Here is a 16,283-nt window from a genome sequence, read left to right as displayed (position 1 = left end):
GTGGGACACCACCAGCCGATAAAAACGATGAGGATGTGAACATGAGTCATGCGATTACGATGGGGATTTTCTGGCACTTGATAGGCGCGGCCAGCGCAGCCTGTTTTTATGCTCCGTTCAAAAAGGTCAGACACTGGTCATGGGAAACGATGTGGTCCGTTGGCGGCACGGTGTCGTGGCTGATTCTGCCCTGGACCATCAGCGCCATGCTGCTCCCGGACTTCTGGGGTTATTTCTCCTCCTTTAGCGCCTCTACCCTGCTGCCGGTGTTTCTGTTCGGAGCGATGTGGGGCATTGGCAACATCAACTACGGCCTGACCATGCGCTATCTGGGCATGTCGATGGGCATCGGCATCGCGATTGGCATCACCCTGATTGTCGGCACCCTGATGACGCCAATCATCAACGGCAATTTCGACGTGCTGATTAACACCCGGGGCGGACGAATGACGCTGCTGGGCGTGCTGGTGGCGGTCATCGGCGTGGGCATCGTGACGCGCGCGGGCCAGCTGAAAGAGCGCAAAATGGGCATCAAGGCGGAGGAATTTAACCTGAAGAAAGGGTTGGTGCTGGCGGTGATGTGCGGCATCTTCTCCGCCGGGATGTCGTTCGCCATGAACGCCGCCAAGCCCATGCATGACGCCGCCGCGGCGCTGGGCGTTGACCCGCTGTACGTGGCGCTGCCAAGCTACGTGGTGATCATGGGCGGCGGCGCGCTGGTTAACCTCGGCTTCTGCTTTATTCGTCTGGCAAAAGTGAAGGATCTGTCGATAAAAGCGGACTTCTCGCTGGCAAAATCGCTCATCATCACCAACGTGCTGCTTTCCGCGCTCGGCGGCCTGATGTGGTACCTGCAGTTCTTCTTCTACGCCTGGGGACACGCCAGCATACCGCCGCAGTACGACTACATGAGCTGGATGCTGCACATGAGCTTCTACGTGCTGTGCGGCGGGCTGGTGGGCCTGGTGCTGAAAGAGTGGAACAACGCGGGCCGACGTCCGGTTGGCGTGCTGAGCCTGGGCTGCGTAGTGATCATTATCGCGGCCAACATTGTCGGCCTCGGCATGGCAAACTGACTACGCGGCTTTACGACTGCGATGGCGCCACTGAACCGGCGTCATCCCAACCTCGCGGTTAAAGACCACGGAGAAGTAATTGCTGTCCTCAAACCCGCAGCGCATCGCCACTTCGCTCACCATCTGCTCCGTATGCTGCAGCAGATACTGCGCGTGACAAATCCGCAGCTGGCGCAGGTAGTGGTTGACCGTCATTCCCGTCTGGGCGCGAAACTGCTGGCGCAGCGCGCGCTCGCTGCACTGCGCCTGCTCGCAGAATTTCTCCAGCGCAAAGCTGCGGTTCAGGCTGCCGGCAAGCGTGGTAATGAGCTTGTCCAGCAGGGTTTCCTGCGCCGTGGCAGAAGGGCTATCGGTGGCAAAACGGTGGCGCTTAAGGGTCATCACCAGCTGGGCAAAAAGCAGTTCCGCCATCGAAAAAGCTACCGGGTCGGTTTTCTGGCTCTCCTGCTCAAGCAGGGAAATCACCTGCCTAACCTGGGCCATGCCGCTGCTGCTCAGACGCCAGTGCGGCGTGCCTTTCGCATCGCTAAAACCGGGAATGTTCGCGGCCCAGTCGACGTTGAGCCGCAGGCGGTCAGGGCAGTAAATCACGTTCTGTAAAACGAGATCGTTAACCGAGGCGTAAGAGTGTTTGTCTTCCGCGCGGATGTAAAACAGATCGCCACGCGTAATGCGGTAGGGCCTGTCGTTGAGCACGTGCAGGCCGTTACCCCGCCACACCAGCACCAGCTCGCAAAACTCATGGGTGTGCTCGGCAAAGACGTTTTGCGGATAGCGGTCGGCCACCGCGACGGCTTGTCCGGCAGAGGAAAAAAAATCTTCTTTGCGAAGCGTTAACTGAGCGGCCACACCCTAACCTCAACGATGAATAACCCGACATTATTAGCGTTTTTACGCCGGGAATACGGTGATTATCCTCGCGTTACTGAAGCGTCACGTCCTTGCCCTGGCGAATATCGCGCGGGGACCAGCTGAACTCGCGGCGAAAAAGCGTCGAAAAGTGGTTACTGTCGCCAAAACCGCAGCGATAGGCGATGTCCGTAACGCTTTCATCCGTGTGGCGCAGCAGGTGGCGCGCCTTGATTAAGCGCAGCCGGTTGAGGTAACGCTGGGGCGTAAGCCCGGTGTTCTGCTTAAGCTGGCGATGCAGGGTGCGCAGCGACAGCGAAAAATCATCCGCCAGCGTCTCCCAGCAGACGTCCTCGGCAAAGTGCTCCTCCAGCCAGGCCATCAGCTGATTCAGCCGCGCATCGTTGTTTCCCATTCCCTCCACCAGGCTCCCCCGGCGCAGCAGCACCAGCAGCTGCATAAACAGCAGCTCGCGCGCGGCAAGGGCGTGCGTCTCCGGCCCCTCTTCGCTCTGCTCAAGCTGGCTCACCAGCAGGCGCACCTGCGACAGCGTGGCCTGGTTGATCCGCCAGTGCGACGGGTAATGTCCGTCCTTTTCCTGCGGCAGCAGCTGGTTCAGCCCCGCAAGAAACTGGAACGCGTCCGGGGATCGATAAAGCACGTTGGTCAAACAAAGATTGTCGGTATGTTCATACAGGTGCCTGTCGTGATCGCGCACGAAGCAGACCGTTCCCCCGCAGATGGTGTACGGCTGCCCGTTGAATACATGAATGCCCGTCCCATGCTCAACAATCACAATTTCATGAAAATCATGATGGTGTTCAGGAAATGCCGCCTGAGGAAGCCGCGGCTCAATCGCAACGGGCGAACCTTCCGAAGGAAAAAAATCCACGCTGTGTAGTACGGTCATATCGGCCACCACTAATGAGAAATCTTCTCAAAATAGTAATTAAGCCCCTTCACCCGCACCTTGAATTTTCGGCAGCAAAGCGCGCAAAACCCGCCGATTTTTCAAGAAACCGGCGGAAAGATCGGGAAATGCGGGAAGCGTCACACTGCCTGAAAAGCCCGCCATAACAGGAAACTGTGAACCGCCTCACGTTCACCTTTGCTTTCTTGCCAGCCGCCGTTTTTCGCTGTCACTGGCAAGAAGGCGTCATTTATCGGCCCTTTTTACACTCATCGCTAATGACCTAAAGAAGGACCCGAACATGACTTTTCGCCATTGTGTGGCTGTTGATTTAGGCGCATCCAGCGGGCGCGTCATGCTGGCCACCTGGGACGGTAGCCAGCGCGCGCTGTCGCTGCGTGAAATGCACCGCTTTACGAACTGCCTGCAAAAGCAGGACGGTTTTGAGACCTGGGATATTGACGGCCTGGAAGCTGAAATCCGCACCGGGCTGAAAAAGGTCTGCGACGCCGGGATTCCGATCGACAGCATCGGCATTGATACCTGGGGCGTGGACTTTGTGCTGCTGGACGAGCGCGGCGAACGCGTCGGGCTGCCGGTGTCCTATCGCGACAGCCGCACCGACGGCGTGATGGCACAGGCCGTTGCCCGGCTCGGTAAAGAAGCGATCTACGGGCGCAGCGGCATTCAGTTTTTACCGTTCAACACGCTGTACCAGCTGCGCGCGCTGGTACAGCAGCAGCCGGAAGCGGTGGATCGCGCGGCGCACGCGCTGCTGATCCCGGACTACCTGAGCTATCGCCTGACCGGCAACCTCAACTGGGAATACACCAACGCCACCACCACCCAGCTGGTGAACATTAACTCCGATGCCTGGGATGAAACCCTTCTCGACTGGACGGGCGCACCGGCCTCGTGGTTCGGCACGCCGACCCACCCCGGCAACGTGATCGGCCAGTGGATTTGCCCGCAGGGCAATAAGATCCCGGTAGTGGCCGTGGCGAGCCACGACACCGCCAGCGCGGTCATTGCCTCGCCGCTCGCCGACGCGGACGCGGCCTATCTCTCCTCCGGCACCTGGTCGCTGATGGGATTTGAGAGCAAAACGCCCTACACCAGCGACGCGGCGATGGCGGCAAACATCACCAACGAGGGCGGCGCGGAAGGCCGCTACCGGGTGCTGAAAAACATTATGGGGCTATGGCTGCTGCAGCGGGTGCTGAAGGAGCAGAACGTGACCGACCTGCCTGCGCTTATCGCCGAGACGGAAACGCTCGCCGCCTGCTCGTATCTGATCAACCCCAACGACGATCGCTTTATCAATCCGGCGCACATGAGCGCCGAGATCCAGGCCGCCTGCGTCGAGGCCGGACAGCCGGTCCCGTCCCGCCCCGCCGAGCTGGCGCGCTGCATCTTTGACAGCCTCGCGCTGCTGTATGCCGACGTCCTGAGCGAGCTGGCGAGCCTGCGCGGCAGGCCGTTCAGCCAGCTGCATATCGTTGGCGGCGGCTGCCAGAACCGGCTGCTGAACCAGCTCTGCGCGGACGCCTGCGGCATCACCGTCGTGGCGGGCCCGGTAGAGGCCTCCACGCTCGGCAATATCGGCGTTCAGCTAATGACCCTGGATGAACTCTCCAGCGTTGACGATTTCCGTGCGGTCGTCGCGGCGAACCACAGCCTGATGACCTTTACCCCCCATCCCCGCCATGAGATAGCCCGCTATCGGGCGCAGTTTCAGCAAAAACGACTGATAAAGGAGCTTTGCGCATGACCACTCAACTAGAACAAGCCTGGGAACTGGCAAAACAGCGTTTCGCCGCCGTCGGCGTGGACGTCGACGCGGCGCTGCGCCAGCTTGACCGTCTGCCGGTCTCCATGCACTGCTGGCAGGGCGATGACGTCGCCGGTTTTGAAAACCCGGGCGGTTCGCTGACGGGTGGCATTCAGGCGACCGGCAACTATCCGGGGAAAGCGCGCAGCGCAGCCGAGTTGCGCGCGGATCTCGAACTGGCGCTGAGCCTCATCCCGGGGCCAAAGCGGCTAAACCTGCACGCGATCTATCTGGAGTCCGACGAGCCGGTTGAGCGCAACGAGATCAGGCCCGAGCACTTTAAAAACTGGGTGGAATGGGCGAAAGCCAACCGTCTGGGGCTGGACTTTAACCCGTCCTGCTTCTCGCATCCGCTGAGCGCGGACGGTTTTACCCTCGCCCACGCGGACGATGAGATCCGCCAGTTCTGGATCGACCACGTCAAAGCCAGCCGCCGCGTCTCGGCGTATTTCGGCGAGCAGCTCGGCACGCCGTCGGTGATGAACATCTGGATCCCGGACGGCATGAAGGACATCACCGTTGACCGCCTGGCCCCGCGCCAGCGCCTGCTGGCCGCGCTGGACGAGGCCATCAGCGAAAAGCTGAACCCGGCGCACCACATCGACGCCGTTGAGAGCAAGCTGTTCGGCATCGGCGCGGAGAGCTACACCGTCGGTTCGAACGAGTTCTACATGGGCTACGCCACCAGCCGCCAGACCGCGCTGTGCCTGGACGCGGGCCACTTCCACCCGACCGAGGTCATCTCGGACAAAATCTCCGCCGCCATGCTCTACGTGCCGCGCCTGCTGCTGCACGTCAGCCGCCCGGTGCGCTGGGACAGCGACCACGTGGTGCTGCTGGATGACGAAACCCAGGCGATTGCCAGCGAAATCATCCGCCACGATCTGTTCGACCGCGTGCACATCGGCCTCGACTTCTTCGACGCCTCCATCAACCGCATCGCGGCGTGGGTGATCGGCACCCGCAACATGAAGAAAGCCCTGCTGCGCGCGCTGCTGGAGCCTACCGCCGCGCTGAAACAGCTTGAGGAAAACGGCGACTACACCGCCCGCCTGGCGCTGCTGGAGGAGCAAAAATCCCTGCCGTGGCAGGCGGTGTGGGAAATGTACTGCCAGCGCCACGATGTGCCTGCGGGCAGCCAGTGGCTGGAGAACGTGCGGGCGTATGAGAAAGACGTGTTGAGCCAGCGCGGGTAATTGCCCCCTCACCCCTGCCCTCTCCCCAAAGGGGAGAGGGAGCAAACCATCCCCTCGCCCCTTTGGGGAGAGGGTTAGGGTGAGGGGAAACTCTCACCGCGATAAATGGAAAAGAAAACTATGCAAACCATCACCCACTCCTGGTTCGTCCAGGGCATGATCAAAGCGACCTCCGACGCCTGGCTGAAGGGCTGGGACGAACGCAACGGCGGCAACCTCACGCTGCGCCTGGATGAGGCGGACATCGAGCCGTACGCCGCCGATTTCCACCACAAGCCGCGCTATATTGCGCTGAGCCAGCCGATGCCGCAGCTCGCGAATACGCCGTTTATCGTCACCGGCTCCGGCAAATTTTTCCGCAACGTGCAGCTCGACCCGCAGGCCAACCTCGGCGTCGTTAAGGTAGACAGCGACGGCGCGGGGTACTTCATCCTCTGGGGCCTGACGGACGACGCCGTTCCCACCTCCGAACTGCCCGCGCACTTCCTCTCGCACTGCGAGCGCATGACGGCAACCGGCGGCAAAGACCGCGTGATCATGCATTGCCACGCCACCAACCTGATCGCCCTGACCTACGTGCTGGAAAACAGCCCGGATTTGTTCACCCGCAAGCTGTGGGAAGGGAGCACCGAATGCCTGGTGGTCTTCCCGGACGGCGTGGGCATTCTGCCGTGGATGGTGCCGGGCACCGACGAGATCGGCCAGGCGACCGCCAGGGATATGCAAAAGCACTCTCTCGTTCTGTGGCCGTTCCACGGCGTCTTCGGCAGCGGCCCGACGCTGGATGAAACCTTTGGCCTGATCGACACCGCCGAGAAGTCGGCCGAGGTGCTGGTGAAGGTCTACTCCATGGGCGGCATGAAGCAAACCATCACCCGGGAAGAGCTGATCGCGCTGGGCAAACGCTTTGGCGTTAGCCCGATGCAGTCAGCGCTGGATTTGTACGCGTAACCGCCCCGCTGATCGGAGACGTTCGGCGAGAGTTAAGGAGAATTATCATGAGTTTTATGTTGGCGCTGCCGAAAATCAGCCTTCACGGTGCGGGCGCAATCAGCGACATGGTCAATCTGGTGGCGAACAAGCAGTGGGGCAAAGCGCTGATCGTCACCGACGGCCAGCTGGTGAAGCTGGGGCTGCTCGACGGCCTGTTCACCGCGCTGGACGCTCACCAGATGTCCTATCACCTCTTCGACGAGGTGTTTCCAAACCCAACGGAAGCGCTGGTGCAGAAAGGCTACGCGGCCTATCGGGACGCGGAGTGTGATTTCGTCATCGCCTTCGGCGGCGGCAGCCCGATCGACACCGCCAAGGCGATTAAAATCCTCACCGCGAATCCGGGGCCATCTACCGCCTATTCCGGCGTCGGCAAGGTGAAAAACGCGGGCGTGCCGCTGGTCGCTATTAATACCACCGCAGGCACCGCGGCGGAGATGACCAGCAACGCGGTGATCATCGACGCCGAGCGCCACGTAAAAGAGGTGATTATTGATTCCAACATCATCCCGGACATCGCGGTGGATGACGCCAGCGTGATGCTTGATATCCCGGCCTCCGTGACCGCCGCCACCGGCATGGACGCCCTGACCCACGCCATCGAAGCGTACGTCTCCGTGGGCGCGCACCCGCTGACCGACGCCAACGCGCTGGAAGCAATCCGCCTGATCGCCCTCTGGCTGCCGAAAGCGGTCGACGACGGTCACCATCTGGAGGCCCGCGAGCAGATGGCGTTTGGTCAGTATCTTGCAGGCATGGCGTTTAACAGCGCCGGCCTGGGGCTGGTTCACGCGCTGGCGCACCAGCCGGGCGCGACGCACAACCTGCCGCACGGCGTCTGCAACGCCATCCTGCTGCCGATCGTTGAAAACTTTAACCGCCCGAACGCCGTCGCGCGCTTTGCCCGCGTGGCGCAGGCGATGGGCGTCGACACCCGCGGCATGAGCGACGAAGCCGCCAGCACGGCGGCGATCCAGGCCATCCGCGACCTGAGCGTTCGCGTGGGCATTCCGTCCGGCTTTAGCGCGCTCGGCGTGACGAAATCCGACATCGACGGCTGGCTGGACAACGCCCTCGCCGATCCGTGCGCGCCGTGCAACCCGCGCGCTGCGAGCCGCGAAGAGGTCCGCGAGCTGTACCTGGAGGCGTTATGATCCGCAAAGCCTTTGTGATGCAGGTTAATCCGGACGCGCACGACGAGTACGAACGCCGCCATAACCCCATCTGGCCCGAGCTGGAAGCGGTGCTGAAAGACCACGGCGTGCACCATTACGCCATCTGGCTCGACGAGGAACGCAGCCTGCTGTTTGCGACCGTTGAGATCGAATCGGAGGAGCGCTGGAACGCGGTGGCCAACACCGCCGTGTGCCAACGCTGGTGGAAGCACATGCGCGAGGTCATGCCGTCGAACCCGGACAACAGCCCGGTGAGCGCGGCGTTAAAAGAGGTGTTTTATTTAGCGTAACGCGCTAACGCTGCCGCCTTCGCGGCAGCGCCATAATACGGTGTTTGCCTCGTTCTCACGTGGAATGCTGGATAAACCGTTATTCCCATCCCGCACTATCATGCTGAAAGATCCCGTTGAAATACGGCACTTTTCCGGAATTTTACTTCCCCCTAATTTGGTTAAAAAATGCCTGGTCAATGTCTCAAAATACATTGATAGCGCGTAAATACGATCGCGCCTGAAATTCCGAAACGGCAGCGGGCATATGCTGGAACGAACAAGCTTGCGGCAAGGATGGAACAGGAATGAAATTCTCAAACGCTGTAATAGCAGTGTCGTTACTTGAAGTGATAAGAGACAGATAAATATGGCCTTACACGGAACGTTGATACTGAATGGCGCAGACTATGCACCCTTCAATCTTTATGGGGTCGGCGTTTTTATGGCCCACTCAGGGCAAGGTACCTTTCGAAATAATGCCAACTGTGCTGCTATCCCCACGCGAGGCCCATTGCCTCCAGGTAAATACTGGATCATTGAGCGTGGAAACGGCGGCTTCGTCTCCACGTTAAAAGCGAAATCGCAAGATCTCGTTAATCGGTATTTTTATGGTGCCGAGTTCAACCGGGATGAATGGTTTGCTTTATACCGGGATGACTTTGGGATAGACGATGGAACATGGATTGATCACGTTCACAGAGGCTTATTCAGGCTTCATCCAGGTACGATATCTGAGGGTTGTATCACTATTGCACATAATTCCGACTACGGGATGATAAGAGACGCACTGATGAACACAACGTCAATACAGGTACCCTGTATGCGTTTTCTTATGGCTAGAGGATGGATAGAGGTAATTGACGGTGGCTTTACCAAAATTTGCTCGTAGGGTTGCAAAGACGATTTACTTTATCGCGTTATCCTTTCCGGTAGGACGCACCCTGGGTCCTGCTGAAGGCTGGTTTGACTATGAATTTGCACATCGGATCGGCGAAGTGTTTTCTGGCCGCGGTGAGATAGGTCAGGACCGTCTTTATGAGGTTTATACCTATATTGGGTTGATAACCATCCTTCTCATTACAACGCTCCTTTATCTTTTAACAATGACGTTATTAAAAAAAATAAGGAACAAATGACATGCCGATTCCTCCCTATATGTGGCTCAAAGACGATGGCGGCGCGGATATTAAAGGCTCGGTAGATGTCAAAGACCGCGAAGGAAGCATTGAGATCATCGGGCTGAGTCATGGCATTAATTTGCCGGTGGACAGTGCTAACGGAGCGATCACCGGTACGCGTCAGCACTCCTCAATGAGGATCGAAAAGGAAGTGGATAGTTCTACCCCCTATCTTTATAAAGCCGCCGCCACCGGTCAGGCGCTGAAAAGCGCAGAAATTAAGTTCTATCACATCAACGATGCAGGCCAGGAAGCGTGTTACTACACCGTGTTGATGGAGAACGTGAAGGTTACCGGCGTTAACTGTAGCGTCCCGAACGTGAAAATCGCGGCCAACGACAAAATCAATCACGTCGAAAGCGTCAGCTTGCAGTATGAGAAAATTACCTGGCGCATTGTTGACGGCAACATCCAGCATAGTGACGCGTGGAATGAACGCGCCACAGCATAAAAAAAGGTGAAAACGGAGCTGCTGGCAGGAGTGACAGACAGCCCAGATTATTTTGCAATGCCTTTTAGCTTCTGTACCTTCGCTAGTTCTGTTCCGCCACCAGCAGCGCGTGCGTATCCGGCTCCAGCGCCTTAAAGATATGCGGCTGGTCGGCGGGATAGCAGATGTAGTCCCCTTCCCCGAGCTCTACCGGCGCGTCGAGTAAGCCAACCATCGCCCGCCCCTGCGTCACGATAATATGCTCCACCGATCCCGGCGGATGCGGCTGGGAGATCCTGTCCGCGCCCGGCTGGGTCAGCAGCAGATAAACGTCGCGCCGCGCGCCCGGCGGGCACGCCGCCAGTAAAATCGCCTCGTAGTTTGCCTGCCCGGCCACCACCTTCGTCCCTTCTCCCCGCCGAATCACCTGCGTGGTCGGCTGCTGCGGCTCGAACAGCCGTGCAAAAGGAATATCCAGCGCCACGCACAGCGACCACAGCGTTTCCAGGCTAGGGTTACCGTTGCCGGACTCCAGCTGCGAAAGCGTCGATTTGGCGACCCCGGCGCGGCGGGCGATTTCCGCCAGCGAAAGGCCGGTTCTTAGGCGCTCACGCACCAGGCTTTTGGCGATCACGCTAATTGGCTGCGTCATAAACGCCCCTTAATTTTGTTAAATCGAACGAATCGTTCGTCTTGTAAAACCATTTCGTTGCGTTCATTATAATGGAAACTCGTTCGATATGGCTAAAAATGTATGACGCATCATCTCTCCTGCCTGAAAGGCGACACCATAAAAGCAATCATCCTGGTCTGCCTGGCGGTGGGCGTCGTCGGGATGTCCTACGGATCTCTGGCGATGGCCTACGGTTTTCCGGTCTGGGTTCCCTTTGTGCTATCCATCACCGTGCTGGCCGGGGCTTCTGAGTTTATGTTCATTGGCATCGTGGCCAGCGGCGGGAATCCGCTCGCGGCGGCGGCGGCCGGGCTGCTGGTTAACGCGCGCCACGTACCGTTTGGCGTCACGGTGCGCGAGCTGGTGGGCAAGCGCGGCCTGAGCTTTTTAGGCTGCCACATCATGAACGATGAAAGCGTGGTGTTTGGCCTGTCGCAAAAAACGCCGGAGCAGCGCAAGGCCGCCTACTGGCTGTGCGGGCTGGGCGTGGCGATTATCTGGCCGCTGGGCGCGCTGCTGGGGGCGATGGTCGGAAAGCTGCTGCCGGATCCGGAAACCATCGGGCTGGACGCGGTATTCCCGGCCATCCTGCTGGCGCTGGTGGTGCCGGCGTTTAAAAACCGCACCACGCTGATCCGCGCCTGCAGCGGCGCGGTACTGTCCCTGGCCGCCGTGCCGTTCGCGCCGGTGGGCCTGCCGGTTCTGCTCTCTTTACTTGGCCTGGCCGCGAGGAAGAAATAATGGAAAACATGACGGTCTTTATTCTGGGCATCGCCATTCTGTCGGCGGGAACCTATCTGATGCGCCTCGGCGGGGCGAAGCTTGGCAACCGGCTGGCGCTCTCGGAGCGCTCGCAGGCGCTGCTGTCGGATGCAGCAACGGTGCTGCTGTTCTCGGTGGCGCTGGCGACAACGTTTTATGAAGGTGAGCATTTCGCCGGCATGGCGCGGGTGCTGGGCGTGGCGTTTGCGGTGTTTCTGGCCTGGCGCAAAATGCCGTTAATTGTGGTGATCGTAGCGGCGGCGGTCGTTACCGCGCTGCTGCGCCTGGCGGGGCTGCAATAAAAAAAGCGCCCCTGGGGCGCTCTTTCGACGGTGTGACGGCTTATTTGTTCAGTTCAGCGGTCATGTGCACGCGGTTACCGGTAAATGCCTGGGTAATTTTGTATGAAGACGCGCCCGCTTCCTGAGCCTGTGCGGCGATTTTCGCTTCAGCACCGTCCAGCGTAGAGGCGGATGCGGTTACGGTTTGCGCAGCGAAAGAACCGAATGAAGCAGCCAGAGCGATTACAGCGACAAAAGTTTTGATGCTTTTCATGAGATAAACCCTTTCAGTAAGTTGTTTGGATAAGGCGTCTCGCCTTGTTGAGATAAATAGTAGACCTCATCATCCACAACTAAAAGCGGAAGGATTTGCAGATATCTTTCAAATTTATTGATTAACAATTAGCCGCTGCGGATGCGTATAGACAGTCGCCCTTCCCGGCTTGCAGAAACCGACCAGCGTCAGGTTGCAGCGCTCGGCCACCTCAACGGCCAGCGTGGTGGCCGCCGAGACGGCAAACAGGATTTCAACGCCACACATCGCCGCCTTTTGCACCATCTCGTAGCTGGCGCGGCTGGAGACCAGCGCGGCACCCTGCTGCCAAACCTCGCTCTCACGCGCCCTGCGCCCCAGCAGCTTGTCCAGCGCCACGTGGCGACCCACGTCTTCGTGTCCGCCGATAATCTCTCCCGACGCCAGCACCCACGCCGCCGCGTGCGTACAGCCGCTCAGCTGGCCAATGGGCTGGACGTCGTTCAGGTGCTCGAGCGCGTGGTCGAGATGGGCGAGGTTGAAAGTCTGGGTAAACGAGAGCGGCGACACGGGCTTGCCGATATCGTTAAGCTGCTCCACGCCGCATACGCCGCAGCCGGTGCGTCCGGCCAGCGCGCGGCGGCGCGCTTTCAGCCCCATGAAGCGTCGGCTTGAAAGCTCAATCTGCACCTCAAGCCCGTTGCAGGCCTGCACCACCTCCATGCCGTAGATCTCCTTCGGATGTTCAATGATGCCTTCTGAAAGGGAAAACCCGACGGCAAACAGCTCAAGATCTTTAGGCGAAGCCATCATCACCACGTGCGAAATGCCGTTGTAGACCAGCGCAACGGGAACTTCCTGCGCCAGAAAATCGGGGATGGCATCGCTAACGCGGGGCGGCCTGTGAACCGGCAGCTCGACAATGCCCGCGGGCAGCGGCGATGGACGGTTAACACGGTTTTGTTTAGACACAGCGGTATTCCTGAACAACCACGGAGGTGAGCCTGCTATTGCACCATAAACCGCAGGCCCTGCGCATAGTATGGATCAACTTTTCGTCACCCATCGCCGCCAAGTTTACCTACTCACTAAGGAGAGGTGCAACGCGGACGCCGCTACACCCCTTTAACATGTAAGGGCATTAAAGTGATCGTTATCACATTTTATAATCAATGCCGTGATAATACGTTCACTTTGTTTTAACCAGATAAGAACAGTCTTACCGACATTGTGGTATTCTGGATATATCCCTCGCGGAATTGAGGGTTTAACGCAAATTTTAAGCGTTGTGGTTCCCTTTTAACCGCAGCGTAAAAACGAAAAGCAATGTCGAAATGAACCAAGGAGTGACCCATGCAGGTCAGCAGAAGGCAGTTCTTTAAGATCTGCGCTGGCGGTATGGCAGGCACAACGGCGGCGGCGCTGGGCTTTGCCCCAGGCGTAGCGCTGGCGGAAACGCGGCAGTATAAGCTGCTGCGCACCCGCGAAACCCGTAACACCTGCACGTACTGCTCCGTTGGCTGTGGGCTGTTAATGTACAGCCTCGGCGACGGTGCAAAAAACGCCAAAGCGTCTATTTTCCACATCGAAGGCGACCCGGATCACCCGGTTAACCGCGGCGCGCTGTGCCCGAAAGGGGCCGGTCTGGTGGACTTTATCCACTCCGAAAGCCGCCTGAAGTTCCCGGAGTATCGCGCGCCAGGCTCCGATAAGTGGCAGCAAATCAGCTGGGAAGAGGCGTTTGACCGCATCGCAAAACTCATTAAAGAAGACCGCGATGCCAACTTTATCAATAAGAACGCTGACGGCGTCACCGTTAACCGCTGGCTCTCCACCGGCATGCTCTGCGCCTCTGCTTCCAGCAACGAAACCGGCTATTTAACCCAGAAATTCACGCGTGCACTCGGTATGCTCGCGGTCGACAACCAGGCGCGCGTCTGACACGGACCAACGGTAGCAAGTCTTGCTCCAACATTTGGTCGCGGTGCGATGACCAACCACTGGGTCGACATCAAGAACGCCAACCTTATCGTGGTGATGGGCGGTAACGCCGCTGAAGCGCACCCCGTCGGGTTCCGCTGGGCGATGGAGGCCAAAATCCACAACGGCGCGAAGCTGATTGTGATCGATCCCCGCTTTACGCGCACGGCGTCAGTGGCGGATTTCTATACCCCTATTCGTTCAGGTACTGACATCACTTTCCTGTCAGGCGTACTGCTGTACCTGATGACCAACGAAAAATACAACCGCGAATACACCGAAGCCTATACCAACGCCAGCCTGATCGTGCGTGAGGACTACAGCTTCGAAGATGGCCTGTTCAGCGGTTACGACGCGGAAAAACGCAAATACGACAAGACCAGCTGGAACTACGAGCTGGACGAAAACGGCTTTGCGAAGCGCGACACCACCCTGCAACACCCGCGCTGCGTGTGGAACCTGCTGAAAGAGCACGTTTCCCGCTACACGCCGGAGGTTGTCGAAAACATCTGCGGCACGCCGAAAGCGGACTTCCTGAAGGTCTGCGAGCTGATCGCGGAAACCAGCGCCAAAGATAAGACCGCGTCGTTCCTGTACGCGCTCGGCTGGACGCAGCACTCCATCGGCGCGCAGAACATCCGCACCATGGCGATGGTTCAGCTCCTGCTCGGCAATATGGGCATGGCGGGCGGCGGCGTGAACGCCCTGCGCGGCCACTCCAACATTCAGGGTCTGACCGACCTCGGCCTGCTGTCGCAGAGCCTGACGGGCTACATGAACCTGCCGAGCGAGAAGCAAACCGACCTGCAAACCTACCTGACGGCCAGCACGCCAAAACCGCTGCTCGAAGGCCAGGTGAACTACTGGGGCAACTATCCGAAGTTCTTCGTCTCGCTGATGAAAGCCTTCTACGGCGACAAGGCGACGGCGGAAAACAGCTGGGGCTTTGACTGGCTGCCGAAGTGGGACAAAGGCTACGACGTGCTTCAGTACTTCGAAATGATGCACCAGGGCCAGGTCAACGGCTATATCTGCCAGGGCTTTAACCCCGTGGCCTCGTTCCCGAACAAGAACAAGGTTGTTGAGTCGCTCTCTAAGCTGAAGTTCCTGGTGACGATTGACCCGCTCAATACCGAAACCTCGACCTTCTGGCAGAACCACGGCGAGTCGAACGACGTCGATCCGTCGAAGATTCAGACCGAAGTGTTCCGCCTGCCGTCCACCTGCTTCGCGGAAGAGAACGGGTCTATCGTTAACTCCGGCCGCTGGCTGCAGTGGCACTGGAAAGGTGCGGACGCCCCGGGCATCGCCATGAACGACGGCGAGATCCTGGCCGGTATCTTCTTACGCCTGCGTAAGATGTACGCCTCCGAAGGCGGCGCGAACCCGGAACCGGTGCTGAACATGACCTGGAACTATTCGACGCCGGAAAACCCAGCGCCGGAAGAAGTGGCGATGGAGAGCAACGGTAAGGCGCTGGCGGACGTTATCGACCCGGCCACCGGCACCGTGCTGGCGAAAAAAGGCGATCAGCTCAGTACCTTTGCGCACCTGCGCGATGACGGCACCACCTCCAGCGGCTGCTGGATCTTTGCCGGCAGCTGGACGCCGAAGGGCAACCAGATGGCTAACCGCGACAACGCCGACCCGTCGGGCCTCGGCAATACGCTGGGCTGGGCCTGGGCATGGCCGCTGAACCGCCGCATCCTTTATAACCGCGCCTCCGCTGACCCGCAGGGCAACCCGTGGGATCCGAAGCGTCAGCTTCTGAAGTGGGACGGCGCGAAGTGGGGCGGCGTGGACATTCCGGACTACAGCACTGCCGCACCGGGCAGCGACGTCGGGCCGTTCATCATGCAGCCTGAAGGGATGGGCCGCCTGTTTGCTATCGACAAGATGGCGGAAGGGCCGTTCCCGGAACACTACGAGCCGTTTGAGACGCCGCTGGGCACCAACCCGCTGCACCCGAACGTGGTCTCTAACCCGGCCGCGCGTATCTTCAAGGGCGACTTTGAGGCGCTGGGTAAAAAGGACAAGTTCCCGTACGTGGGCACCACCTACCGTCTGACCGAGCACTTCCACTACTGGACCAAGCACGCGCTGCTTAACGCCATCGCGCAGCCGGAACAGTTCGTGGAGATCGGCGAGAAGCTGGCGAACAAGCTCGGCATCGCCCATGGCGATACCGTGAAGGTCTCCTCCAACCGCGGCTACATCAAGGCCAAGGCGGTGGTGACCAAGCGTATTCGCACGCTGAACGTTCACGGCCAGCAGGTGGATACCATCGGTATTCCGATTCACTGGGGTTACGAGGGCGTGGCGAAGAAAGGGTTCATTGCGAACACCCTGACGCCGTTCGTCGGCGATGCGAACACGCAGACGCCGGAGTTTAAGGCCTTCCTCGTGAACGTGGAAAAGGTGTAA

At 59.2% G+C, this 16,283-nt stretch carries 17 protein-coding genes; 12 read left to right on the top strand and 5 right to left on the bottom strand.

From position 1 onward, the window contains the following. Nucleotides 1-41: 41 nt before the first annotated feature. On the top strand, nt 42-1,076 hold the full coding sequence (gene rhaT / locus V1599_RS03035) for an L-rhamnose/proton symporter RhaT (protein ID WP_112012752.1): 1,035 nt from the start codon (nt 42-44) through the stop codon (nt 1,074-1,076). Here the strand turns inward: rhaT and rhaR are convergent, their stop codons facing one another. Continuing rightward, complete coding sequence (gene rhaR, locus V1599_RS03030) at nt 1,077-1,925, bottom strand: HTH-type transcriptional activator RhaR (protein ID WP_297119912.1); 849 nt, start codon at nt 1,923-1,925, stop codon at nt 1,077-1,079. A gap of 73 nt (nt 1,926-1,998) precedes the next feature. Further along, nucleotides 1,999-2,835 (bottom strand): HTH-type transcriptional activator RhaS, encoded by an 837-nt coding sequence (gene rhaS, locus V1599_RS03025; RefSeq protein WP_297119909.1) that lies wholly within the window; start codon nt 2,833-2,835, stop codon nt 1,999-2,001. Nucleotides 2,836-3,136: 301 nt separating this feature from the next. On the opposite strand from rhaS, the gene rhaB reads away from it, so the two are divergent. From rhaB to V1599_RS02985, 8 genes are all read left to right on the top strand, one after another. Then, a complete protein-coding gene (gene rhaB / locus V1599_RS03020; protein WP_395301008.1) occupies nt 3,137-4,606 on the top strand; it encodes a rhamnulokinase in 1,470 nt (489 codons plus the stop codon). Further along, nucleotides 4,603-5,862 carry an L-rhamnose isomerase gene (rhaA, locus tag V1599_RS03015; protein ID WP_112012747.1) on the top strand — a complete coding sequence of 420 codons (1,260 nt, stop codon included), beginning with the start codon at nt 4,603-4,605 and terminating at the stop codon, nt 5,860-5,862. Before rhaB ends, rhaA begins: the two co-directional genes overlap by 4 nt. Before the next feature lie 120 nt (nt 5,863-5,982). Beyond that, a complete protein-coding gene (gene rhaD / locus V1599_RS03010) occupies nt 5,983-6,813 on the top strand; it encodes a rhamnulose-1-phosphate aldolase (RefSeq protein ID WP_297120217.1) in 831 nt (276 codons plus the stop codon). Between the two features lie 47 nt (nt 6,814-6,860). Further along, nucleotides 6,861-8,009: a lactaldehyde reductase gene (gene fucO / locus V1599_RS03005; RefSeq protein WP_297119903.1), complete on the top strand. Its 1,149-nt coding sequence runs from the start codon at nt 6,861-6,863 to the stop codon at nt 8,007-8,009. After that, nucleotides 8,006-8,320 carry an L-rhamnose mutarotase gene (gene rhaM, locus V1599_RS03000; protein WP_395301007.1) on the top strand — a complete coding sequence of 105 codons (315 nt, stop codon included), beginning with the start codon at nt 8,006-8,008 and terminating at the stop codon, nt 8,318-8,320. Before fucO ends, rhaM begins: the two co-directional genes overlap by 4 nt. 349 nt (nt 8,321-8,669) lie before the next feature. Then, on the top strand, nt 8,670-9,191 hold the full coding sequence (locus V1599_RS02995; RefSeq protein ID WP_395301006.1) for a DUF2778 domain-containing protein: 522 nt from the start codon (nt 8,670-8,672) through the stop codon (nt 9,189-9,191). Further along, on the top strand, nt 9,166-9,438 hold the full coding sequence (locus V1599_RS02990; protein WP_395301005.1) for a hypothetical protein: 273 nt from the start codon (nt 9,166-9,168) through the stop codon (nt 9,436-9,438). The genes V1599_RS02995 and V1599_RS02990 overlap by 26 nt, the downstream gene beginning before the upstream one ends. A 1-nt stretch (nt 9,439) precedes the next feature. Further along, a complete protein-coding gene (locus tag V1599_RS02985) occupies nt 9,440-9,931 on the top strand; it encodes a type VI secretion system tube protein TssD (protein WP_112012737.1) in 492 nt (163 codons plus the stop codon). 82 nt (nt 9,932-10,013) lie between these two features. Here the strand turns inward: V1599_RS02985 and V1599_RS02980 are convergent, their stop codons facing one another. Then, nucleotides 10,014-10,562, bottom strand: coding sequence for a helix-turn-helix domain-containing protein (locus V1599_RS02980; RefSeq protein ID WP_112012736.1), 549 nt, complete (start codon nt 10,560-10,562; stop codon nt 10,014-10,016). A gap of 102 nt (nt 10,563-10,664) precedes the next feature. On the opposite strand from V1599_RS02980, the gene V1599_RS02975 reads away from it, so the two are divergent. Together V1599_RS02975 and V1599_RS02970 are read left to right on the top strand one after the other, a co-directional pair. Continuing rightward, the gene (locus tag V1599_RS02975) at nt 10,665-11,324 is read left to right on the top strand and encodes an AzlC family ABC transporter permease (RefSeq protein ID WP_112012734.1); all 660 of its coding nucleotides are present in this window, start codon (nt 10,665-10,667) and stop codon (nt 11,322-11,324) included. Then, a complete protein-coding gene (locus V1599_RS02970; RefSeq protein WP_112012732.1) occupies nt 11,324-11,647 on the top strand; it encodes an AzlD domain-containing protein in 324 nt (107 codons plus the stop codon). Before V1599_RS02975 ends, V1599_RS02970 begins: the two co-directional genes overlap by 1 nt. A gap of 40 nt (nt 11,648-11,687) precedes the next feature. Here the strand turns inward: V1599_RS02970 and V1599_RS02965 are convergent, their stop codons facing one another. Continuing rightward, a complete protein-coding gene (locus tag V1599_RS02965; protein WP_015569916.1) occupies nt 11,688-11,900 on the bottom strand; it encodes a DUF1471 domain-containing protein in 213 nt (70 codons plus the stop codon). 114 nt (nt 11,901-12,014) lie between these two features. Next, nucleotides 12,015-12,851, bottom strand: a complete 837-nt coding sequence (gene fdhD / locus V1599_RS02960) for a formate dehydrogenase accessory sulfurtransferase FdhD (protein WP_395301004.1) — start codon at nt 12,849-12,851, stop codon at nt 12,015-12,017. A 381-nt stretch (nt 12,852-13,232) separates the two neighbouring features. Here fdhD and fdnG point away from each other — a divergent pair, with 381 nt between their 5' ends. Continuing rightward, nucleotides 13,233-16,283 (top strand): formate dehydrogenase-N subunit alpha, encoded by a 3,051-nt coding sequence (fdnG, locus tag V1599_RS02955; protein ID WP_297119885.1) that lies wholly within the window; start codon nt 13,233-13,235, stop codon nt 16,281-16,283.

This window comes from Enterobacter sp. ECC-175, from assembly GCF_043968675.1.
Lineage (GTDB): Bacteria > Pseudomonadota > Gammaproteobacteria > Enterobacterales > Enterobacteriaceae > Enterobacter.
The sequence above is the reverse complement of the archived record's forward strand: the minus strand, read 5'-3'. Positions and strand labels throughout refer to the sequence as shown.

Excerpts from the sequence above, each read along its gene's own strand:
- rhaB (WP_395301008.1), top strand. The coding sequence starts at position 3,137 with ATGACTTTTCGCCATTGTGTGGCTGTTGATTTAGGCGCATCCAGCGGG.
- V1599_RS02995 (WP_395301006.1), top strand. The coding sequence starts at position 8,670 with ATGGCCTTACACGGAACGTTGATACTGAATGGCGCAGACTATGCACCC.
- rhaT (WP_112012752.1), top strand. The coding sequence starts at position 42 with ATGAGTCATGCGATTACGATGGGGATTTTCTGGCACTTGATAGGCGCG.
- V1599_RS02980 (WP_112012736.1), bottom strand. The coding sequence starts at position 10,562 with ATGACGCAGCCAATTAGCGTGATCGCCAAAAGCCTGGTGCGTGAGCGC.
- rhaD (WP_297120217.1), top strand. The coding sequence starts at position 5,983 with ATGCAAACCATCACCCACTCCTGGTTCGTCCAGGGCATGATCAAAGCG.
- rhaM (WP_395301007.1), top strand. The coding sequence starts at position 8,006 with ATGATCCGCAAAGCCTTTGTGATGCAGGTTAATCCGGACGCGCACGAC.
- V1599_RS02975 (WP_112012734.1), top strand. The coding sequence starts at position 10,665 with ATGACGCATCATCTCTCCTGCCTGAAAGGCGACACCATAAAAGCAATC.
- fucO (WP_297119903.1), top strand. The coding sequence starts at position 6,861 with ATGAGTTTTATGTTGGCGCTGCCGAAAATCAGCCTTCACGGTGCGGGC.
- rhaA (WP_112012747.1), top strand. The coding sequence starts at position 4,603 with ATGACCACTCAACTAGAACAAGCCTGGGAACTGGCAAAACAGCGTTTC.
- rhaS (WP_297119909.1), bottom strand. The coding sequence starts at position 2,835 with ATGACCGTACTACACAGCGTGGATTTTTTTCCTTCGGAAGGTTCGCCC.
- V1599_RS02970 (WP_112012732.1), top strand. The coding sequence starts at position 11,324 with ATGGAAAACATGACGGTCTTTATTCTGGGCATCGCCATTCTGTCGGCG.
- V1599_RS02985 (WP_112012737.1), top strand. The coding sequence starts at position 9,440 with ATGCCGATTCCTCCCTATATGTGGCTCAAAGACGATGGCGGCGCGGAT.
- V1599_RS02965 (WP_015569916.1), bottom strand. The coding sequence starts at position 11,900 with ATGAAAAGCATCAAAACTTTTGTCGCTGTAATCGCTCTGGCTGCTTCA.